This is a genomic window from Ruegeria sp. YKSD179 (assembly GCF_059612885.1).
This window is the reverse complement of the sequence record NZ_JBXWRL010000062.1, coordinates 1-19997: the sequence shown is the minus strand read 5'-3', so window position 1 is coordinate 19997 and position 19997 is coordinate 1. Positions and strand designations below refer to the sequence as shown.

The following is a 19997-nucleotide window of genomic DNA, read 5'->3' as shown; positions in this document are numbered from 1 at the left end:
CCCACCATGGCCAAAGCATTCGCGTCCCAGGGGGACATGTCCGAAAAGAAAATCTCTTTCACCGAAGTTGGCGACGGGCTGTATGCCTTTACAGCCGAAGGTGACCCGAATTCAGGTGTGATCATCGGTGACGACAGTGTCATGATCGTCGAAGCGCAGGCGACACCCAGACTTGCGAACAAAGTTATCGAATGCGTGCGTTCGGTTACCGACAAACCGATCACCCATGTGACGCTTACCCATTACCATGCTGTACGCGTCCTTGGTGCAAGCGCCTTTAATGCGCAACAGATTGTAATGTCGGACATGGCCCGCGCCATGGTTGTGGAACGCGGCCAAGAAGACTGGGACAGCGAATTCCAGCGTTTCCCACGCCTGTTCGAAGGTCATGAAAGCATTCCCGGGCTAACCTGGCCAACCACCACGTTCAGCGACACCATGACAATCTATCTGGGCAATCGACGGGTCGATTTAATGCATCTGGGCCGCGCTCATACTGCTGGAGATATTGTTATCCACGTGCCCGATCAGAACGTGATGTTCACTGGCGACATCGTTGAATATCACTCTGCTTGCTACTGCGGCGACGGGCATTTCGGTGACTGGGGTGACACGTTGGATGAGATAAAGTGGTTCGACGTGGATGCGATTGCACCAGGACGGGGCGATGCGCTGGTCGGTAAGGACATGGTCAACGCCGCCATCGAAAACACCCGCGATTTCGTTGACAGCACCTACCGACCTGCCGCCAAGGTTGCTGCACGCGGTGGCACATTGAAAGAAGCATGGGACGCAGTTCGTGCTGAATGCGACCCAAAATTTTCAAACTATGCAATATACGAGCACTGCCTTCCGTTTAACGTAGCCCGTGCCTATGACGAAGCTCGCGGGATCGACACCCCTCGTATCTGGACTGCCCAGCGAGATCTTGAAATGTGGGAGGCTTTGCAAGGTTAATAAATCCCGGCCTGAACTTGATCCAGATCGTGTCGGGTCGTTACGGATAATGAGACGATAAGCCAAATCCTACAGCCAAACTGCGCGGGGCGCTTTCGTCGAACGCCCTCTGAGCCATGGAAGGGGAGAGCAACTGTGAACAAGGTATTCGAAGTTCCGCTGTATGCCTATCAATCCAACCCGGACCAGGCGGCGCCGGTACCGGTCCGCCACAAGATCATTGTTGTCGGCGCTGGCCCCGTTGGGCTGGCGGCAGCCATCGATCTGGCCCAGCAGGGTGTCGAAGTTATCGTGCTGGATGATAATGACAAGGTCAGTTTTGGCAGTCGCGCCATTTGCTTTGCCAAACGCCCGTTAGAAATCCTTGATCGGTTGGGCTGTGGGCAGGCCATGGTCGACAAGGGCGTTTTGTGGAACAAGGGAAAGGTCTTTTTTGACGACCGGCAAGTCTATGAATTTGATCTGCAGCCCGAAAAAGGAGATCAAAGACCGGCGTTCATCAACCTTCAACAATACTATCTGGAGCAGTTTTTGGTCAACCGTGTCCGCGAGCTGCAATCCGAAGGTGCACCAATAGAAATCCGCGGTCGCAATAAGGTTGAAGCAGTCGGAACCCATCCTGATCACGTCCGGCTTGAGGTGGATACGCCCGAGGGGTCTTACACCGTCGAAGCCGATTGGGTAATCGCCTGCGACGGCGCTGCTTCTCCAATGCGAACCATGTTGGGCGAAGATTTCGTTGGGCGTGTGTTCGAGGATAACTTTCTGATTGCCGATGTCGTGATGGATGCCGATTTTCCGTCGGAACGCTGGTTCTGGTTTGACCCTCCGTTCAACAGGGGCCAGTCGGCGTTGCTGCACAAGCAACCTGATGGTGTCTGGCGGATCGACCTGCAACTGGGGTGGGATATCGATAAAGAAAAAGAAAAACGCCCCGAGAATGTGATCCCGCGTCTCAAGGCCATGTTGGGCGAGGATGTTAAATTCGAACTGGAATGGGTCAGTATCTATACTTTCCAATGTCGCCGCATGGAGCAATTTCGCCATGGACGTGTGATTTTTGCCGGTGACAGCGCGCACCAAGTCAGCCCATTTGGAGCGCGCGGAGCCAATTCCGGTTTGCAGGACACTGATAACCTGTGCTGGAAGCTGAAAATGGTGCTGGACGGAAGCGCGCCGGAATCCTTGTTGGACAGCTATGATCTCGAGCGGATCCTCGGAGCTGACGAAAACATTCTGAATTCCACCCGTTCGACGGATTTCATCACGCCCAAGTCACCAATGTCCCGCATATTGCGCGACGCCGTTCTGGACCTTAGCGAGCATTATGATTTTGCGCGTCCGATGGTCAACTCCGGTCGCTTGAGCACGCCTTGTACCTATGACGGCTCGCCTTTGAACTCGGCAGATGGGCTGAACGGTCCGGCAAGCACCCGACCGGGATCGCCCTGCCCCGACGCGCCGCTGGGTGACACCTTTCTGTTGCCCAAATTGGCCAATCGATTCACTTTACTGACCATAGACGCAGACGCACCGGATGACTTTGAAGTGGACGGCGTGCCTGTCCCAAGACTTGCATTGTCAATAAAGGACGACCCAACGCTGGCATTGAAACGCCGTTATCTAGGTGACGCGACCAGTGCGGTTTATTTGATCCGACCCGATCAGCACGTCGCGGCCAGACGCGATACATTTGAAGAAAACGCATTCCGGCACGCGATGCACCGCGCCACGGGTAAGGAGTAAAAATCATGGCCGATCTGATCCTTTCAGCGAATTTCGATCACGCCGATGATTTTTACGCCGATCTACTTGAGGCCCATGAAGGGCTTGAAAGACAGGACAGCGACGCTCTGAATGCTCGGTTGATTTTGGTTCTGGCCAACCACATAGGAGACAACAATATCCTGAAACAGGCGATAAAGGCGGCTGCGCTTCAAAAGAATGAGCCTTCATAAAAATGAAACAAATATTGGAGCCGTCATTGCCGCCAATGACCCAAGATAGCCAGAGGCTCAAATGTCGGATGTAATACTTTATGACTACTGGCGATCTTCGGCCAGCTACCGGGTACGGATCGCGCTGAATATGGCCGAAATCAGCTATCGCTCGGAATTTGTCGACTTGGTTAAGGGAGCACACCGGGAGGCTTCGCATTTGTCCCGAAACCCGCAGGGGCTGGTTCCGGTTCTAGATATTGATGGGCTGCGCCTTACACAGTCACTCGCTATTCTCGATTATCTGGACCGGACGCGAAACTTGAACCTTCTGCCAAACGAACCAGCAGAACGGGCTGCGGCTCAAGCTTTAGCTTACAGTATCGCCGTCGATATTCATCCAGTCTGCAACCTTTCCGTCGCCCGACATGCCACTGAACTGAGTGACGGCGCCGACGACATGCCCGGAAGCTGGATGCGCCATTTCATTCGCCCCGGTCTGCTGGCGTTTGAGGCATTGTTGAGCGGGTTTAAACAGGCACCTTATTGCACCGGCTCAACGCCAGGACTTGCCGACATTTGCCTTGTGCCGCAGATTTACAATGCCAGGCGTTGGCAGGTCGATCTGTCTGATATGCCTAAACTTTTGTCAGTTGAGGCAGCTTGCGGCAATCTTCCGGCTTTTGCAGCAGCGTATCCTGACGCGAATGCGCCGACCTGACCGCGCGCACAGACACTGTGTGACAACAACGAAGTGACAGCGTGCCGTTCTTGTGTAGGCTCTTCCAAAATTCAAAGGATACGCCATGCCAGAGATTACCGGCTATCATGCGCACGTTTACTTCGATGCAGAAACGCAAGACCTCGCACAAAAGCTATGCGAAGATGTCTCTCGGCTGTTTCCCGTACAGATGGGTCGGATGCACGCCAGAAATGTTGGTCCGCATCCGCGCTGGAGCTGTCAGCTGGGCTTTGCCCCCGACGCCTTTGACCAAGTAATTCCGTGGCTGATGCTGAATCGAAACGGTTTGACTATTTTCACCCATCCAGAAACTGGCAACCACTTGGCTGACCACCGGGATCGCGCCCTCTGGATGGGCGAAATGTTAAAGCTTGATCTGTCAATTTTCGAAAAGACGAATGCTTAACCCAAAGCACGCGCTTGATCCCGCAGTTTGAATTTTTGGATCTTACCCGTCGACGTCTTGGGCAATGAACCAAACACAACCGTTTTAGGCGCTTTGAAATGGGCCATGTTTTCCCGGCAGAAACTGATGATTTCAGCCTCGGTTGCGTCGCTCCCCGGCTTCAATTCGATAAACGCACAGGGCGTCTCTCCCCACTTGTCGTCGGGGCGGGCAACTACGGCGGCATCCATTACTGCAGAATGCTTGTAAAGAACATCCTCGACTTCAACGGATGAGATATTCTCGCCGCCTGAAATGATGATGTCTTTGGACCTGTCTTTCAGCGCGATGTAGCCGTCAGGATGCATGACGCCCAAATCGCCTGACGCAAACCATCCGCCCTTGAATGCCTTGTCCGTTGCATCGGCATTCTTCAGGTAACCTTTCATCACGACGTTGCCTTGCATGAATATCTCGCCCATCGTCTCTCCGTCGGCGGGAACAGGTTCCATTGTCTCTGGGTCAGCCACCATTAACCCCGACAAGGCAGTGTACCGAACGCCCTGCCTGACTTTGAGCGCTGCGCGATCCTCGGCGGTCCTGTCGTTCCATTCGTCTTTCCAGGCACAAACCACTGAAGGGCCGTAGGTTTCGGTCAGGCCATACACATGCGTGACCTCTATTCCCATACCTTCCATCTTTTCGATAACTGCAGCGGGTGGTGGGGCACCAGCAGTCATCACCTTGATCTCGTGATCGAAATCCTTGAGTTCATCCGGCGCGTTGGCCAACATGTTCAATACGATCGGAGCTCCGCAAAAGTGAGTAACCTTTTCGTCCCTGAAAGCGGCATAAATTGGTTCCGCGCGTACTGCGCGCAGACAAATTGAAACTCCAGCGTTTGCCGCCATCGCCCAGGGGAAACACCATCCATTGCAGTGAAACATTGGCAGTGTCCAAAGATACACCGAGTGTTTCGGCATGTTCCAATCCAGCAGGTCCGACTGTGCGTTCAACGCAGCTCCGCGGTGATGGTACACCACACCCTTTGGATTACCCGTGGTCCCTGACGTGTAATTCAATGTGATCGCGTCCCATTCGTCGGCAGGCAGAGACCAAGCGAACTCCGGATTTCCTTCCGCCAACAGAGCGTCGTAAGACAAAGTACCCAGTTTCTCACCACCTTTGAAAGAAGCGTCCTCAATATCGATGACCAACAGGTCGCGTTCGACCTGTTTTAAGGCCTCTTTAACTACGCCGGAAAACTCTGGATCGACAAACAGGACCTTTGACTCGGCATGATTCAGAATGAACGCGATAATCGCCGCATCCAACCGCGTGTTTATTGCATTTAGAACTGCTCCGATCATTGGGACGCCAAAATGCGCTTCGTACAGTTCAGGGATATTCGCTGCAATAATGGAAACCGTTTCCCCCGACTGCACACCGTGTGCCGACAGCGCGCTGGCAAGACGGCAGCAACGGGCATAGGTTTCCGCCCAAGTGTATCGGCGGGCTCCGTAAACTACCGATGGATAGTCGGGATAAACATGCGCCGAACGCTGAATAAAGCTTACCGGCGTCAACGGAGTGTAATTTGCGGCGCATTTGTCCAAATGACGCTCGTAAATATTTGATGCTGCCATTTGCGGATCCTCCCAAATCTCGGTTGGCGCGAATTGATCACAAAGTTGGCTGCGTGACAAACCCGTAGAAATACCGCAAGCCAAGGGTCTGGCGATAATCTATCATCCCATCTGGCCCTATTGTCGACAGGCCATTCGCGGTGATCTGTGCTATCGCAAATTCATGCTATCGTGGGACTGTTCCCACATCCGGAACATCGCATTTGACTGAAAGGACATGTCATGGACGGCACGTTCAACGAAAACGACCTCTCTCATGTAGTTGAGGCAGACCGCGCTCACATCTGGCACCATCTGCTGCAGCATAAACCCTTTGAAACCAACGATCCGCGTATCATTGTCGAAGGCAAGGGCATGCGCGTCTGGGACCAGAATGGCAAAGAACATCTGGACGCCGTGTCAGGCGGTGTTTGGACGGTCAATGTTGGATATGGTCGCGAATCGATATGCAAGGCCGTGTATGATCAGCTGATGAAGCTGTGCTATTTTGCAAATTCAGCGGGTTCGATTCCGGGTGCTATTTTTGCTGAAAAACTGATCGACAAAATGCCTGGTATGAGCCGGGTTTACTACACGAACTCCGGTTCCGAAGCGAACGAGAAGGCGTTCAAAATGGTTCGCCAGATCGCCCATAAACGCTATGGCGGCAAAAAAACCAAAATCCTTTACCGCGACCGTGACTACCACGGCTCGACTCTGGCGGCGATGTCGGCGGGCGGTCAGGATGAACGCAACGCTCAGTACGGACCGTTTGCACCCGATTTTATCCGTGTTCCTCACTGCATGGAGTATCGCAAGCACGAGCTCGGCTTGGAGGACCTATCCGGCGAAGCATTTGGCAAGGCAGCAGCCGACGCTATTGAAGAGGTAATTCTGCGCGAGGGTCCCGAGACAGTGGGCGCTTTGTGCCTGGAACCTGTCACAGCGGGCGGCGGTGTGATCGAAGCGCCAGAGGGCTACTGGGAACGCGTCCAAGAGATCTGTAAAAAATACGACGTGCTGCTGCATATCGACGAGGTCGTCTGCGGCGTTGGCCGGACCGGCACTTGGTTTGGCTACCAGCAATACGGCATCAAGCCAGATTTCGTAACGATGGCCAAAGGCGTCGCCTCGGGTTATGCGGCCATTGCCGTTATGGTCACAACTGAGGAAGTATTCGACATGTTCAAGGACGACGCCTCGGATCCGTTGAACTATTTCCGAGACATTTCCACTTTCGGTGGCTGCACCGCTGGTCCAGCGGCAGCGATTGAAAACATGCGCATCATCGAGGATGAAAATCTGCTGCAGAACTGCACCGACATGGGTGAGCGTCTGATGGGCAACCTTCATGGATTGATGGAAAAACACCAAGTGATCGGGGATGTGCGCGGCAAGGGTCTTTTCCTTGGTGCGGAACTTGTTTCGGATCGGGCGACCAAAGAACCTATGGATGAAAAGAAAGTTCAGGCTGTTGTGGCCGACTGTATGGCGCAGGGCGTGATAATTGGCGCGACCAACCGATCAATCCCTAGCCGGAACAACACGCTTTGCTTCTCGCCGGCACTGATTGCGACCGCTGATGATATCGATCAGATAACCGATGCAGTCGACGGCGCACTAGGACGGGTTTTCGGATAAGCCATCGCTGGCAAAAGTCTGTGGCGAAATTGCTCGCATGAGACGAAGTAGAAAACCAAATAAACCGCGCGGTGAAAAGCCGCGCGGAAATATCATTTTTTCGCATCTCTCTTTCGATTTTTTCTGACATTCGCTCCCGGTATTGCGGTTCCGTTGGAATGCTCAGCCTAATGCCTCGGAAGTTACCGGAGGCGGCCTTATGAAATCTCGGACAAAGGTTGTGGTTATCGGCGGAGGCATCGCCGGGTGCTCGACTTTGTATCACCTTACTCAAGAAGGATGGACAGATGTTGTTCTGGTTGAGCGTAATGAACTGACCAGCGGAACAACTTGGCATTCTGCAGCCCAAGTCACTAATTTTGGCGCAAACCAGACTATGGTGGGCCTTAAGACTCATTCTATCAATCTGTACAAGGAATTGGCCAACGACCCCGAGTACCCAATTAACTACCACCACGGGGATGGTGGCATTCGGCTGGCCAATACCGAGGCTCAAATGCAAGGATATCGCCACTTTGCCTCAATGGCGCGTGGAATGGATGTTCACTTTGAAGTCATAGGCGCACAGGAATGCGCACGTCGACACCCTCTGATTTCTACGGAAAATTTGATTGGCGGGCTGTGGGATCCGCTGGATGGCGATATCGACCCAGCACAACTGTGTCAGGCTTTGGCCCGGCGTGCCCGAAAGGCTGGGGCCGAAGTTTATCGGAACACTCCCGTGGTCGGCTTGACCCAGCATAAGGACGACACGTGGACGGTACACACTGAACACGGCGATATCGACTGCGATATTGTAGTGAATGCTTGCGGTTACAGGGTTAACGAAGTTGGCGCGATGATGGGTGTGCACCATCCCGTGGCAGCGATGGAGCATCAATATTTTCTGACCGAAGAGATAACTGCAATCAAAGAAGCGGGCCACAGAATGCCGCTTATCCGTTGTCCGATCAGTGATTATTATTGCCGTCAGGAAAAGAACGGTCTTTTGGTCGGTTTTTACGAACAGGATTGTAAGACGTGGGGTATGGACGGAATTGACCCGAATTTCGTCAATGCGCTTTGTCCCGATGACCTGGACCGCGTTACTGATGTATTGGAAGGGGCATTTGCCAGAATGCCTGCGCTGATGGAGGTCGGCATTCACACCGTCGTCAATGGGCCAATCACCTATACGATTGATGGCGCCCCCCTTGTCGGTCCAATACCCGGCAAACGCAACGCGTTCTGTATCATCGGCCTGCGCGCCGGGCTGGGGGAAGGCGGCGGCCATGGGTGGTTGTTGGCGCAACAGATTGTTCATGGCGAGGCGTGTTACGATACATGGGTTCTTGACCCGCGTCGGTTCACTGGCCACGCCAATGTCGAGTTAACTGGTTTGAAGGCAATCGAAGATTACCAGAACGAATTTCGCTTTCACTTTCCTCATGAGCACCGCCCCGCCGGGCGACCAGCCAAAACCACGCCTCTGACGCCTGTCTTGGCAGCTGAAGGCGCGGAGTTCGCGGTAGTGAACGGGTGGGAGCGGGTTGATTTTATCAAACCTGCTTCAGATTTTGATCACGCTCTGAGTTTCAGTTTCGATGAAGTATTCGATGTCGTTGCAAGTGAAGTCAAAGCAGTTCAGGAAAATGTTGGCTTGTGTGAAGTCAACGGGTTCAACCGTTTCGAAATCACAGGTGAGGATCGTCACGCGTTTCTTGACCGAATGTTCTGCGGCACGGTGACAAGACGGAACGGAAGGGTTGGGCTTGGATACCTGCTGAATCACCATGGGATGGTAAAGGGCGAGGCCACACTGGCCAATCTACCCGCCAGTGACCGGGGGCCGGATCGAGTCTGGTACGGGTCGGCTGCCGCCAGCGAGTATCACGACATGGACTGGCTCAGCAGTCATGTTCACGATGACGAAGACGTCAATATCCGATCTTTGACAAACGAACAGACAATATTAGTCCTGGCCGGACCCAACGCGCGTGACGTACTGGCAGCCTGTGCGCGGGGAGATTGGTCAAACGATGCTTTCCCGTGGCTATGCGTGCGGGAGTGCTTCGTAGGAATAGCACCCGCCACTGTTATGCGGGTCAGTTTTTCCGGCGAGCTTGCTTACGAAATCCATGTTCCCAACGCTTCGCTTTATGCGGCCTATCTCGCCTTACGAAAGGCAGGCGAGGCTTATGGCTTGCGCTTATTCGGTGCACGAGCCGTGGATTCAATGCGTATGGAAAAAGGTTTTCTCCATTGGAAAGCTGATCTGCTAACCGAGTTCAATCCGTTTGAGACCGGATTAGATCGGTTTGTGAAGTTCGAAAAAAATGACTTTGTAGGCAAAGATGCGTTAGTGGATCGCCATGCCAAAGGACCAAATCGTAAACTTGTGACGCTGCGCGTGGACTGTGAACACGCGCCCGCGCATAGCGGGGCTTCGCTGATGGAAAATGGCCGCGTCGTAGGCACAATTACGTCCGGCGATTGGGGACACCGCGTTGGAATGAACTTGGCTTACGCATTTGTTTTGCCTGAGTTTGCAAAAGAAGGTGCAACCATGGAGCTGGACTTATGCGGCGATCGGGTCAACGTGCATGTCATTGCGCCATCGCCCTATGATCCAGATTTCGTTAGAATTCGCAGCTAAAGAAAAAACCCCGGGCGCTCCCCGGGGTTTTCTGCGAGTTTTGCGCGTTCAGCTGCGACCTTTCCACGGCACAAGCCAGTTTTCGGCCTTGCGCATCAAAATATCGATCCCGTAACCAATGATACCGATCATCACGATACCCATGATAACAATGTCCGTTAGCTGGAATTTCGAGGCCGCGATGATCATCATTCCTGCACCCTTTTGCGCCGCGACGAGTTCTGCGGCAACAACTGTACCCCAGCAGACTCCCATTGCGACCCTTGCACCCGTAAAGATTTCCGGAAGCGAATTCGGAACGATCACGTGACGCATGATCTGCCACTTAGACGCCCCTAGCGAATAGGCTGCGTGAATTTTAGAGATGTTCACTCCAGATACGCCCGCTCGGGCCGCGATGGTCATAATCCATAGCGCAGCGAGGAAAAGCAGAACAATTTTGCCTGTTTCCCAAATGCCGAACCAAATGATGACCAGCGGGATCAGCGCCAGTGGCGGAACGGGCCGCATAAATTCGACAATTGGGTCGAACCAGCCTCGAAACCAACCCGAAAGGCCCATGGCATAGCCCAACGGAATACCAACCAAAGCTCCGGCGACAAAACCTGCAATAACGCGCAACAATGACCATCCCAAGTGCTGCCAGAGCGAGAAGTTCTGGTAGCCCTCATTTGCGATCTCAAAAAATCTGGCCACAACCGTCTCGGGTGCAGGCAACCAAATCGGGTTCATCTGCAGACCCTGTTTCGGCGTGAAGCTAATTGCCCCCTTGTCAGTCAAAGTGATTGATCCGTCACCACTATCCACTTTGTCGCCCTGACCAATAGGCGTGCCATTAATTGCGATGATCTTTGCACCGTCCTTGCGCGAGGTTTCATCATTCTTGTCAAATAATATGGTCGATGAACGACCTGCAGGCGCTGCAAAGGCATCGTCCTTAGCGAACCCGCTGCCAGCGTCGACATTGAAATCCTCCACTTCTTCTCCGAATGAAGGAACGCGGACGAATACAGTTGCGTCATCAGTGCTGCCATCTGGGTGTTCAAGGGTATAGGTGAATTGCGTCTCACCTACGAACGGGCCCGGAACGTGTATTGGCATTAACTTGGATCCGGTGAACGCACCCCAGATTAAGAAAATCACAACAACTGAGATTATTGAAGCCGCCCTATCCGCCCTAACCGCACTTTCATCACCAAAGGTCACCGTCTTAAGGCTGGTGAAATCTTGGCGCGATTGCAGGCCACGACGCAATGCATAGACAATGAAGAAGGCCCCGGCAAACAGCCCTATGTAGAAAATAAGTACAATCATGCGACCTGCTCCGTGCGACCCATGATTTCTTCTTCCATCTCCCAAATCATCGACAGGATTTCATCGCGTTTCTCGGCAAAACCTTCGGATTTTTTAACGTCTCGCAGGTCGGCGTTAACACCGCGTTCGGCAAACGGCAGCCTGTATTCCTTGTGAATTCGCCCGGGACGTGGCGCCATCACGATCAGACGTTCGCCCAACAGCAGCGCCTCTTCGACAGAGTGAGTGATCAGAATGATTGTCTTACCCGTTTCTTTCCAAAGCTTAAGAACCAGACCCTGCATTTTTTCACGCGTCAACGCGTCCAAAGCACCAAGTGGTTCATCCATCAGAATGACATCGGGTTCATTAGCCAAGCATCGGGCCAGCGCGACACGCTGCTGCATCCCACCTGACAGCTCATAAACCGCCTTGTCCTTGAAATCCTGCAATCCGACAACTTCAAGCAGGTGATCCGATATCTTATCGCGTTCCGCTTTTGGCATACCCTTCATTCGGGGGCCGAATTCCACGTTTTCACGGACGTTCATCCACTCGAACAAAGCACCCTTCTGGAACACCATCCCGCGTTCAGCATCCGGCCCTTTGACCAAATGGCCATTGAGCTCTACCCTGCCGGAGGTCGGTGCCAGAAAGCCGGCAACAATGTTAAGCAAGGTCGTCTTTCCGCACCCTGACGGGCCCAGAACGGACATGAGTTCACCTTCTTTCAAACTCAGCGACACATCCTTCAGCGCCTGAACCGAAGTTCCATTCGGTAGGTCGAAGCGCATGGACAACTCTACGATGTCCAACTCTGGCATCCTGCATCCTTCCTGCTTATTAAAGGACCGGCCCGAGATTCGAGCCGGTCTGCATTTCTTTTTATTCGATTTAGTTGGCCGCGGAAGCCAGAGGACCTGAATTGACAGTGCCGTCATACGAATCCAACGCAGATTCGATGCTGCCTGCTTCAACAAACACGTTCGCAACGCCTTTCATGAATTCCTGAGCACCGCCTCCGAGCCATTTGTCAGACAGTTGCTCGTCAACAGAGGGGAATGTGAAAGTTGCTATCGTCGCCTCGGCATCTGCAGGGTCCATACCCGCATCTTTGGCGATTACCGGCAGCATTTCATCCTTGGCGTCACCTGCATTCCATTTGGCGTTCGCATCTGCTGTTACCTTCAGGAACTTCGACAAAAGCTCGGGCTCTTCTTCGATAAAGCCGGAAGGTGCGCTGGTCACGTCAAAAACCAGAATGCCCAACTCTTCCTTTTCGGCGCCTGTCAACAGGATGTTGCCGTGCTCGACCATACGACGCAATGCGCCGCCCCAGCCGCACACCATATCCAGGTTACCTTGCGCAAAGGCGGCCGCGCCATCCGCAGGCGCCATGTCAACGATTTCCATGGAACCGACGTCCACGCCGAAATGAGCCATCTGCGATAGGAAGCCATAGTGCGCTGCAGTTCCGATCGGTACTCCGACTTTCTTGCCATCCAACTCCTTAGCGCTGGACTTGTCGATTTCCAGGGCTTCTGCCACGACGCAATTGTCATTATCGGAATAGCTGACGGCGACATCCACGATCTGAATGTCCTGACCTGCCGAGGTTGTTACCACAAAAGGCGGCACCCCTTGGCTGACAGCGATCTGAACGTCGCCGGACGCCATCGCAGCCGACATGGCCGTTCCGGTATCGAACGACACCCAGTTGATTTTAACACCAAGCTCTTCTTCATATGTTCCATTCGCTTTGGCATACTGGAAAGGCATTGGCCATTCTAAGAAGTACGCGACGGTGATTTCGTCCAGCGCTGCAGCCTGCGAGGCGGTCAAGGCAGCAATCCCGGCGAAGGCCGTCGTCAACAGGTTTTTCTTGATCATTTTGATTACTTTCTCCGTGCTGGTATTCAGTGTTCGGTTTTTGTGAGATTTCGAACTCTGGTTAAGTGATAGAAACATAATCTGAGGGTTGGGAAAGAGTGAATCAAAAATTTTGTTGCGAAAAAAGCGAAACTTTGTTTCGCTTTTCCGAAAGTGCTTAAATTTCGGGATTCGACAATGACCAGAAAACCATTGAGCCTTAGATGGTTGGAAGTTTTTCAGCTTATATCCAAACTGGGATCCGTTCAAAAGGTTTCAGCCGAAACAGGGCTATCCATAAGCACAGTCTCAAATCATTTACGAAGCTTGGAAGGCGCTTTGGGGGTTGAACTGGTGGATCACGGGCGTCGGCCAATGGGTCTGACACCCGCCGGAACCGTCTTTGCCCGGCATGTATATGAAGGGATGACGGCGCTGAAACGCGGAGAGGCTGAAATCAGATCAGGCAGATGGCAACACGCGACCGATTTGCGACTGGCGCTGATCGACGATTTCGATAACCAAATCGCACCGGAGTTTTTTAGCTTTCTCTCCGCCGCTCTACCGCGCTGCAATTTTCGTCACTTTGCCCGCCCTAGCCACGAAATCATCGAGAAATTACAGGCTCAGAAATTGGATGCCGGAATTGCTACCCGACCGGCCGAGAATGTCGAAGGTCTAATGGAATATCCGCTGATGCGGGACCCATTTATTGTCATCCTCCCGCCGGATTACAATGGAGAGGTCAAGGATCTGATCAGCGCCAAACACTCACTTCCTTTTCTGAGATATTCTCGGGATCACACGATTGGCAAGCTGATCGAAATGCAGTTAACGCGCAGCAAGATAAACTTGCCAAACAAATTCGAGCTTGAGTGCAATCAATCCGTAATAGGATTGGTCGCGGACAGTAGCGGTTGGACGATAACAACGGCAGCCAGCTATTACCGCGCAAGGCGATACCATGAAAATACCAGGGTGCTACCATTTCCTGGCAAAAGCTTTGTCCGCACCGTTTCGCTGTTTACCAGCAACGTTTGCCCTATCGCGACATCACAACTTATCCATCGAACCATGAAAAACCTGATGGATTTGCATTTTGTTGAACCAATGACGTCCCGGTTCCCTTGGCTTGGAAGCGAGTTCCGAACGATTTCGGATAACAAAGGCGGGCCGCATTAGTGTCTTTTTAGATTTACTCAAACACTCTTTGATCTTCCTCAAACACCTTGCGTCGCCTTGGTTTTCCAGCACTTAAGCAACCCGGTCAGGTGATTCTAAGTTAACCCAGCGGCAAGTTCTAAGTGCTCGTCCATCAGTTATTGTTTACGAAGCACAATCAAATCTCTATTTGGGCCCGCCTATTCTGCAAATTTGAAACAGTGTCTTACGTTATTTTCGCGGCAAAAAACTGTGTTTTTCGGTAACTTGTTAGAAATCAAGTTGTGCTGGTTGAAGGTCATGCGCGTCAATCGGTTCACTAAAGCACCGCAAAGTATCGATCTTTTTTCATAGAATGAACTTCACGATTTCCGCTCAAGCTCTGTTGCGCTATCCGCCGAGTTTCTCCTCTGTCAAACTAAGACACAATAATATCAAGATTTCTTGTCAAGTTGCGGACGAGAATGCTAAGGATTCCGGTATTGCAGCGTTCAGATTGTGCCACGATACAGCCGGTGAATTTACTGCCAGCTGCGTGTATGCAAGGAAACGAAGGGAAGGTTTAGGCGACAAAGTTTGTCACGTTTTTTAGGCGTTGACGCTAAAAGCGCGAAGATTAATTTGAATGTTTGAATTTAATTGAATCCTCGCGACAAGTGATAGTGACGGATACCGGGTTGCCCGGGTCGCAGTTGTTACGAGTTCAAGGGGGTTATTTTGTCCGTAGTCCAATCCAATAATGAATGGGATCCTCTGGAGGAAGTCATCGTTGGCACGCTTGAGGGTGCTGCCAATCTGACTTGGGAAATCGGTTTCGAGGCTGTGACGGCGGTCGAACATCTCGAACGTTCCAGAAGCTACCACCTTCAAGCCGCTGGGCGTCCGATTTCTCCGCTTGCCGTGAACAAAGCAAAGCAGGAATTGGACGAATTCGTTAATGTCCTTAAAAATGAGGGCGTTACTGTCCGGCGCCCGGATACTGTTCAACACGCCCGACCTATTGTGACACCCAATTGGACAAGCATCGGCGGCAACTGCCAGGCCAACCCTCGGGATGTTCTGATCGTTTTCGATGATGAAATCCTCGAAGCTCCGATGGCATGGCGCTCGCGTTACTTCGAGTTCTGGGCCTACCGCACTTTGGTTAAAAAGTACTTCGCTTCGGGTGCACGCTGGACCGCCGCACCGAAGCCCGAGATGTCCGACTCCTCTTACGATCCGAACTGGGTGCGCGGTGAAAGCTATGTCACCAGCGAATATGAACCTCTTTTCGATGCTGCGGATATTGCCCGATGTGGGCGCGACCTATTTATCCAACGAAGCCACGTCACCAACGACATGGGTATTGAATGGCTGCGTCGCCACCTTGAACCGCGAGGGTACCGGATTCACCGCGTTGAATTCGATGACTACCGAGCAATCCACATTGACGCGACATTCGTTCCGCTGGCACCTGGGAAACTGATGGTGAACCCGGATCGTCCGTTAAAGGAAATGCCCGAAGTTCTAAAACATTCAGATTGGGAAATCCGTGAAGCTCCGCGATCTACCTTGCCCGAGAGCCATCCTTGGTTCCATTCGTTCCGTTGGCTTTCCATGAATGTTTTGAACCTCAGTGAAACGAAGGTTGTCGTTGAGGCGGAAGAGGGACCAATGCAGGACTTCCTTTCAGACTGGGGCCTCGAACCAATACCGGTTGCATTTAGGAACAATTATTCATTCGGCGGATCATTCCACTGTGCTACTGTAGATATTCGCCGTCGTGGGGGTCTGAAAGACTATTTTTCGTGACAGACGCTATTGAAAATAAGAGCCAGCAGCGGCCTGAAACGGCATTTCGCGTGTTTCTGGACGACTGGAGAAGGCATAGGCCATCGGGAATCCGCGTTATGTGGGCGCTGTCTGTTTATCGTTTCGGACGGTTTGCCGCGAAACGGCAGGTTTGGTTGTTCCGAAAGGTACTGGGTTTCATTTACACCACTATCCAACCCACTTCAGCCTTGTTGGGTGGCTTGTACTTGGAGCGCAGCACAAAAGTTGGTGAAGAGCCGCATTTCATGCACGGTGGAAATATCCAGATAAATCCTGGATCGGTTATCGGAAACCGAGTTGGCATAATGCATGGAGTCACCCTGGGGACAGGTCCGCATCGCGAAAATCAACAACGCATCACTCCGGTTATCGGTGATGACTGCTTTTTAGGTTGTAACTGCTCCATTCTCGGCGGTGTAACAATTGGGGATAGATCTGTGGTTTCAGCCAATTCTTTAGTGATTTCCGACGTTCCACCGGATTCAGTAGCTATTGGCGTTCCCGCAAAAGTTGTTCCCAAAACTCTTTTTGGGGCCACTAAATGACACTTGCCAAACCCGATATCTCAAACAGTTCCGGTGCGAAGTCAAAGAAGGTCAACTCGGTCGCCGACAAAGCGGAAAATTTCCTTGTTGGTGATGTTCCCCTGACTACGATTGCCCAAAAGTTTGGAACGCCGGCATATGTTTACGATGCAGGTATTCTGAAAGAGCGTGTCAAACTCGTTCAGAATGCATTGGGTAGCGACGTAAAAATTCTTTTTGCCCTCAAAGCAAATTCCAACGCCATGGTTGCCAAAACACTTCGTTTGGCCGGTACTGGCGCTGAGGTCGCTTCTGCTGGAGAGATAGCCGTCGCAAAAGCAGCCGGTTTCGATCCGGAAGAAATTCATTTTGCCGGACCCGGAAAAACTTCTCTGGATCTTGAAACAGCTGTCGCGGCCAAGATTTCATGCGTGAATCTCGAATCTGCGGGTGAGGCTGACAGACTTGCTCGGATTGCCCAGCAGACGGGTCGCAAGCAAGGTGTCGCCATCCGGGTCCAATCTTTCGGAAGCCTGCAAGGGTCAAGAATGCGAATGTCTGGAAGCGGATCAAGGTTTGGGGTTCCGGCAACCGAGGTACCGGCACTTGCCCAAAGGCTTGCAACAGATGACGCATTCGAATTCAGAGGGTTGCACACGTACGGCGGCACGCAGTGCTTCGACCCCGAAGCGTGGAGCGCGTCAGCCAGAGGCTTGGTAGAACTTGCGGATCAGATTGAAGACGATCATGGGATTCGCGTGAACCACTTGAATTTCGGCGGCGGCTTTGGTGTGCCGCTATTTCAGGGCGATGCAGAATTCGACATATACAGTGCAGGCGATGCGCTTCGCGCAATTATCGATACCCCTCGCGGACATCGTCGCAAGCACTATGTTGAACTCGGTCGCTTTATCGCAGCGCCTTCAGGAACATATGTCGCACGGGTGACCGATGTTAAAGTAAGCGACAACACAAATCACCTTGTGTTGGATGGCGGAATGCACCACCACGCCGCGGCAGCGGGGATGGGATCAGTGATCCGTCGCAGTTACCCTATGGTTGTTCCGGATCGCCCTTCAGAGGAACCAATTGTAGAATACGCGATCAGTGGACCATTGTGCCTCCCGCTAGATGAGTTCGCGTCATCCCAGAAACTACCTCGCTTGCGCGTTGGCGACCTACTGGCAATAACTTCTAGCGGCGCATACGGCTTGTCTTACAGCCCGGTCCTGTTTCTGGGTCATCCACTTCCGGCCGAAGTTCTCGTCGACGGCGACCAGGTTCAACTCGTGCGTCGGCGTGGTCGACCCGAGGATGTTTTGTCTGGTCAGGTCGTTAGCTAGGGGGAAATCGATGAGTGCTCGGCAGCAGCTAATTTCATGGTTCGACGCGATTGCCACCGACCGCCCAAACGACGTGGCGGTAGTCAATGACATCTGCTCTACGACATTTTCCGAACTCTCTAACCGCGTTGCAGATCACCGTAAAAGATTGCGAAACTTGCTTGGGAGCAACGCGACTGTGGTCGGTCATGCTATTGCAAACGGTCCAGAAGCCGTGGCAATCGAGATGGCGGCTTGGGCCGAAGGGCACGCCTCACTCGCCTTCCCTCGGCAGGCGACTTTAAGAGAGTATAAGGAAATGCTCTCGGTCGTTACACCCGAGTTGTTGTTGGTAGATACGAAATCCTCGGTGCTGGCGGAGTTGGGGGCCTCGGTGTTCTCCGTAATTTCTCTGGATGGCTCGGGGGAAACAGTTATGCGCCGTGATCGGCGCAGCCTACCCGTTGCTGACACCCTTCAGCTTCAATTCACTTCCGGTTCGACAGGAAGGCCAAAGGCCGTTTGCCTTGAGGCTGCCGCTGTTCTTGCGTCGCTCCGATCAAGTCAAGATTGGTACGATAGTTTTCCAAAAGCGCCGGTTTTCTCGGTTCTTCCACAAAACCACGCGATGGGTAGGGCATCGGTTTTTGAAACTCTTTGGTCCGGCCGCACAGTAGTCTGTAGTGATAAGAAAACGCCGGGTGAAAACCATGCGCTTATGCGAACTACAGGGTGCCGAACCCTTTTGTGCAACCCAACTTACGCGCGCTTGGGGCTAGCATTTGGTGTGTTGACGGACGTTAGTCCGATTGAACGTATCGTTATTGGATCCGCCAGTGTCGACGCCACTTTGGTTTCGCAACTTCAAAGTAGCGTTCCGCATCTGTGTATAGATGTTCGCTATGGTGTGAGTGAAGCTTTCGGAGCGCTGTCTGTCAAAAGTATTTCGCATGAAGGGCCACCGCACCAAACCGGAGATGTCGGGCGTCCCCTTCCGGGTGTCGAGTTTCGCGCGCAGGACGATTCCCATGGTCCAATTAGTGCTCGTTCACCATTTACGGCTGTCGCACAGGTGGAAGAATCCGGGGTTGTGTTGATCCGCGACCCATCCGGCTACATAGCCACTGGAGATACAGGTTCAATCACTCACAATGGTAATTTGGTGCTGTCAGGGAGATCAAATCTAACCATCAGTCACCGGGGGCACCGCATCGACCCGATTGAAATCGAAACAGTCGTCAAGGAAACAGGTTCTTTCATAGAGGCCATCGTCATTGGTGTACCTGATACATTGAGTGGTGAAAAAATTGCGATAGCGGTGGTTCCACATGAAGATGACGTTATTTCCGCAGATCAAATAAAGGACCATTGCAAACGGCAACTGTCCGCACACAAAGTGCCCCATTGGGTGATAGAGATGCCGGAAATTCCCAACAAAGCCTCAGGCAAACCTGATCGGATCGCAACGCGTGATCGGGTGATGGAAGCACTGGGGCTACAAAATTGAAATAGGAGTATAACAATGGTTCAGACCGCTGACCCCGCGGAAGTCATCCACCGGATAGTTCAAGAATGTGTCGGAGCGCAGGACGACATTGATACGTCACATCCGCTCTTACAATCAGGTGTAGTTGACTCTCTAAGCCTGCTTCAGATTGTTATGGGCATTCAATCTGAACTTGGAGTGAATGTGGAGCTGGAGGAGATAAACGAACAGAATTTTCGAGACATAGATAGCATTGCAGCACTTGTTTCTCAAAAATCTTGATGCCGACAGGCGTTGCGCGCAATTTCCAGTTACATCGGATTACTAATGAGGATGTTTCGGTCAGAACGAGTTTTTAACTGCTCAATTGGGTGGGTGAAGTTATTTTTCTCATAAGATCAAACTGTCAGTACCCAGTTTGGACAGGCGCTGAAATCTGCTTGCGGTGCTCGAAATAACAGAACTCCTGCTGCTGTTATTTTTGAGCTTATAAGGGTTTTTTTGCTTGGTTTGTGTTGTTTGGGCAGTTTTGCGTTTATTATTCTTTTTTGGTTTTAGTTTTGGTGTTTTTTGTTTTTTTCAGACCTTTAGGTTATGAGGCTGACGAG

17 protein-coding genes are annotated in these 19997 nt (G+C 52.3%); 13 read left to right on the top strand and 4 right to left on the bottom strand.

Annotated features, from left to right (window positions below):
* The first annotated feature begins 6 nt into the window (after positions 1-6).
* The 5 genes from AC2FNE_RS21470 to AC2FNE_RS21450 all read left to right on the top strand — a co-directional run bounded on the left by AC2FNE_RS21470 (position 7) and on the right by AC2FNE_RS21450 (position 4042).
* Entirely contained in the window at positions 7-957 is a 951-nt protein-coding gene (locus AC2FNE_RS21470; RefSeq protein ID WP_170476764.1) for an MBL fold metallo-hydrolase, read from the top strand.
* 135 nt (positions 958-1092) lie between these two features.
* On the top strand, positions 1093-2703 hold the full coding sequence (locus tag AC2FNE_RS21465; RefSeq protein ID WP_170608480.1) for an FAD-dependent oxidoreductase: 1611 nt from the start codon (positions 1093-1095) through the stop codon (positions 2701-2703).
* 5 nt (positions 2704-2708) lie between these two features.
* The gene (locus AC2FNE_RS21460; protein ID WP_170608482.1) at positions 2709-2915 is read left to right on the top strand and encodes a DUF2783 domain-containing protein; all 207 of its coding nucleotides are present in this window, start codon (positions 2709-2711) and stop codon (positions 2913-2915) included.
* 61 nt (positions 2916-2976) lie between these two features.
* Positions 2977-3615: a maleylacetoacetate isomerase gene (gene maiA / locus AC2FNE_RS21455; protein WP_496806244.1), complete on the top strand. Its 639-nt coding sequence runs from the start codon at positions 2977-2979 to the stop codon at positions 3613-3615.
* An 85-nt stretch (positions 3616-3700) separates the two neighbouring features.
* Positions 3701-4042, top strand: coding sequence for a DOPA 4,5-dioxygenase family protein (locus tag AC2FNE_RS21450; RefSeq protein WP_170608485.1), 342 nt, complete (start codon positions 3701-3703; stop codon positions 4040-4042).
* Here AC2FNE_RS21450 and AC2FNE_RS21445 read toward each other — a convergent pair.
* Positions 4039-5667 carry an acyl-CoA synthetase gene (locus tag AC2FNE_RS21445; RefSeq protein ID WP_496806243.1) on the bottom strand — a complete coding sequence of 543 codons (1629 nt, stop codon included), beginning with the start codon at positions 5665-5667 and terminating at the stop codon, positions 4039-4041. The two genes, AC2FNE_RS21450 and AC2FNE_RS21445, sit on opposite strands and share 4 nt — an antisense overlap.
* Positions 5668-5889: 222 nt before the next feature.
* Here AC2FNE_RS21445 and AC2FNE_RS21440 point away from each other — a divergent pair, with 222 nt between their 5' ends.
* Both AC2FNE_RS21440 and AC2FNE_RS21435 read left to right on the top strand, forming a co-directional pair.
* Positions 5890-7287, top strand: a complete 1398-nt coding sequence (locus AC2FNE_RS21440; RefSeq protein ID WP_496806242.1) for an aminotransferase family protein — start codon at positions 5890-5892, stop codon at positions 7285-7287.
* 199 nt (positions 7288-7486) lie between these two features.
* On the top strand, positions 7487-9922 hold the full coding sequence (locus AC2FNE_RS21435) for a GcvT family protein (RefSeq protein ID WP_170608492.1): 2436 nt from the start codon (positions 7487-7489) through the stop codon (positions 9920-9922).
* Positions 9923-9970: 48 nt separating this feature from the next.
* On the opposite strand, the gene AC2FNE_RS21430 is transcribed toward AC2FNE_RS21435, so the two are convergent.
* The 3 genes from AC2FNE_RS21430 to AC2FNE_RS21420 form a co-directional block, all read right to left on the bottom strand.
* Positions 9971-11236 carry an ABC transporter permease gene (locus AC2FNE_RS21430; protein ID WP_170608494.1) on the bottom strand — a complete coding sequence of 422 codons (1266 nt, stop codon included), beginning with the start codon at positions 11234-11236 and terminating at the stop codon, positions 9971-9973.
* On the bottom strand, positions 11233-12039 hold the full coding sequence (locus AC2FNE_RS21425) for a taurine ABC transporter ATP-binding protein (protein ID WP_170476746.1): 807 nt from the start codon (positions 12037-12039) through the stop codon (positions 11233-11235). The genes AC2FNE_RS21430 and AC2FNE_RS21425 overlap by 4 nt, the downstream gene beginning before the upstream one ends.
* Before the next feature lie 70 nt (positions 12040-12109).
* The gene (locus tag AC2FNE_RS21420) at positions 12110-13105 is read right to left on the bottom strand and encodes a taurine ABC transporter substrate-binding protein (protein ID WP_170476744.1); all 996 of its coding nucleotides are present in this window, start codon (positions 13103-13105) and stop codon (positions 12110-12112) included.
* A gap of 177 nt (positions 13106-13282) precedes the next feature.
* Between AC2FNE_RS21420 and AC2FNE_RS21415 the strand changes: the two genes are divergently transcribed.
* The 6 genes from AC2FNE_RS21415 to AC2FNE_RS21390 all read left to right on the top strand — a co-directional run bounded on the left by AC2FNE_RS21415 (position 13283) and on the right by AC2FNE_RS21390 (position 19671).
* Positions 13283-14266 carry a LysR family transcriptional regulator gene (locus AC2FNE_RS21415; RefSeq protein WP_170476742.1) on the top strand — a complete coding sequence of 328 codons (984 nt, stop codon included), beginning with the start codon at positions 13283-13285 and terminating at the stop codon, positions 14264-14266.
* A gap of 696 nt (positions 14267-14962) precedes the next feature.
* Positions 14963-16036, top strand: coding sequence for an amidinotransferase (locus AC2FNE_RS21410; RefSeq protein WP_174823273.1), 1074 nt, complete (start codon positions 14963-14965; stop codon positions 16034-16036).
* Positions 16033-16602 carry a serine O-acetyltransferase gene (locus AC2FNE_RS21405; protein ID WP_170608495.1) on the top strand — a complete coding sequence of 190 codons (570 nt, stop codon included), beginning with the start codon at positions 16033-16035 and terminating at the stop codon, positions 16600-16602. The genes AC2FNE_RS21410 and AC2FNE_RS21405 overlap by 4 nt, the downstream gene beginning before the upstream one ends.
* The gene (locus AC2FNE_RS21400) at positions 16599-17924 is read left to right on the top strand and encodes an alanine racemase (protein ID WP_170608497.1); all 1326 of its coding nucleotides are present in this window, start codon (positions 16599-16601) and stop codon (positions 17922-17924) included. Before AC2FNE_RS21405 ends, AC2FNE_RS21400 begins: the two co-directional genes overlap by 4 nt.
* 10 nt (positions 17925-17934) lie before the next feature.
* The gene (locus tag AC2FNE_RS21395) at positions 17935-19410 is read left to right on the top strand and encodes a class I adenylate-forming enzyme family protein (protein ID WP_170608499.1); all 1476 of its coding nucleotides are present in this window, start codon (positions 17935-17937) and stop codon (positions 19408-19410) included.
* A 15-nt stretch (positions 19411-19425) separates the two neighbouring features.
* Entirely contained in the window at positions 19426-19671 is a 246-nt protein-coding gene (locus AC2FNE_RS21390; protein WP_170476735.1) for an acyl carrier protein, read from the top strand.
* The last annotated feature ends 326 nt before the right edge of the window (positions 19672-19997 follow it).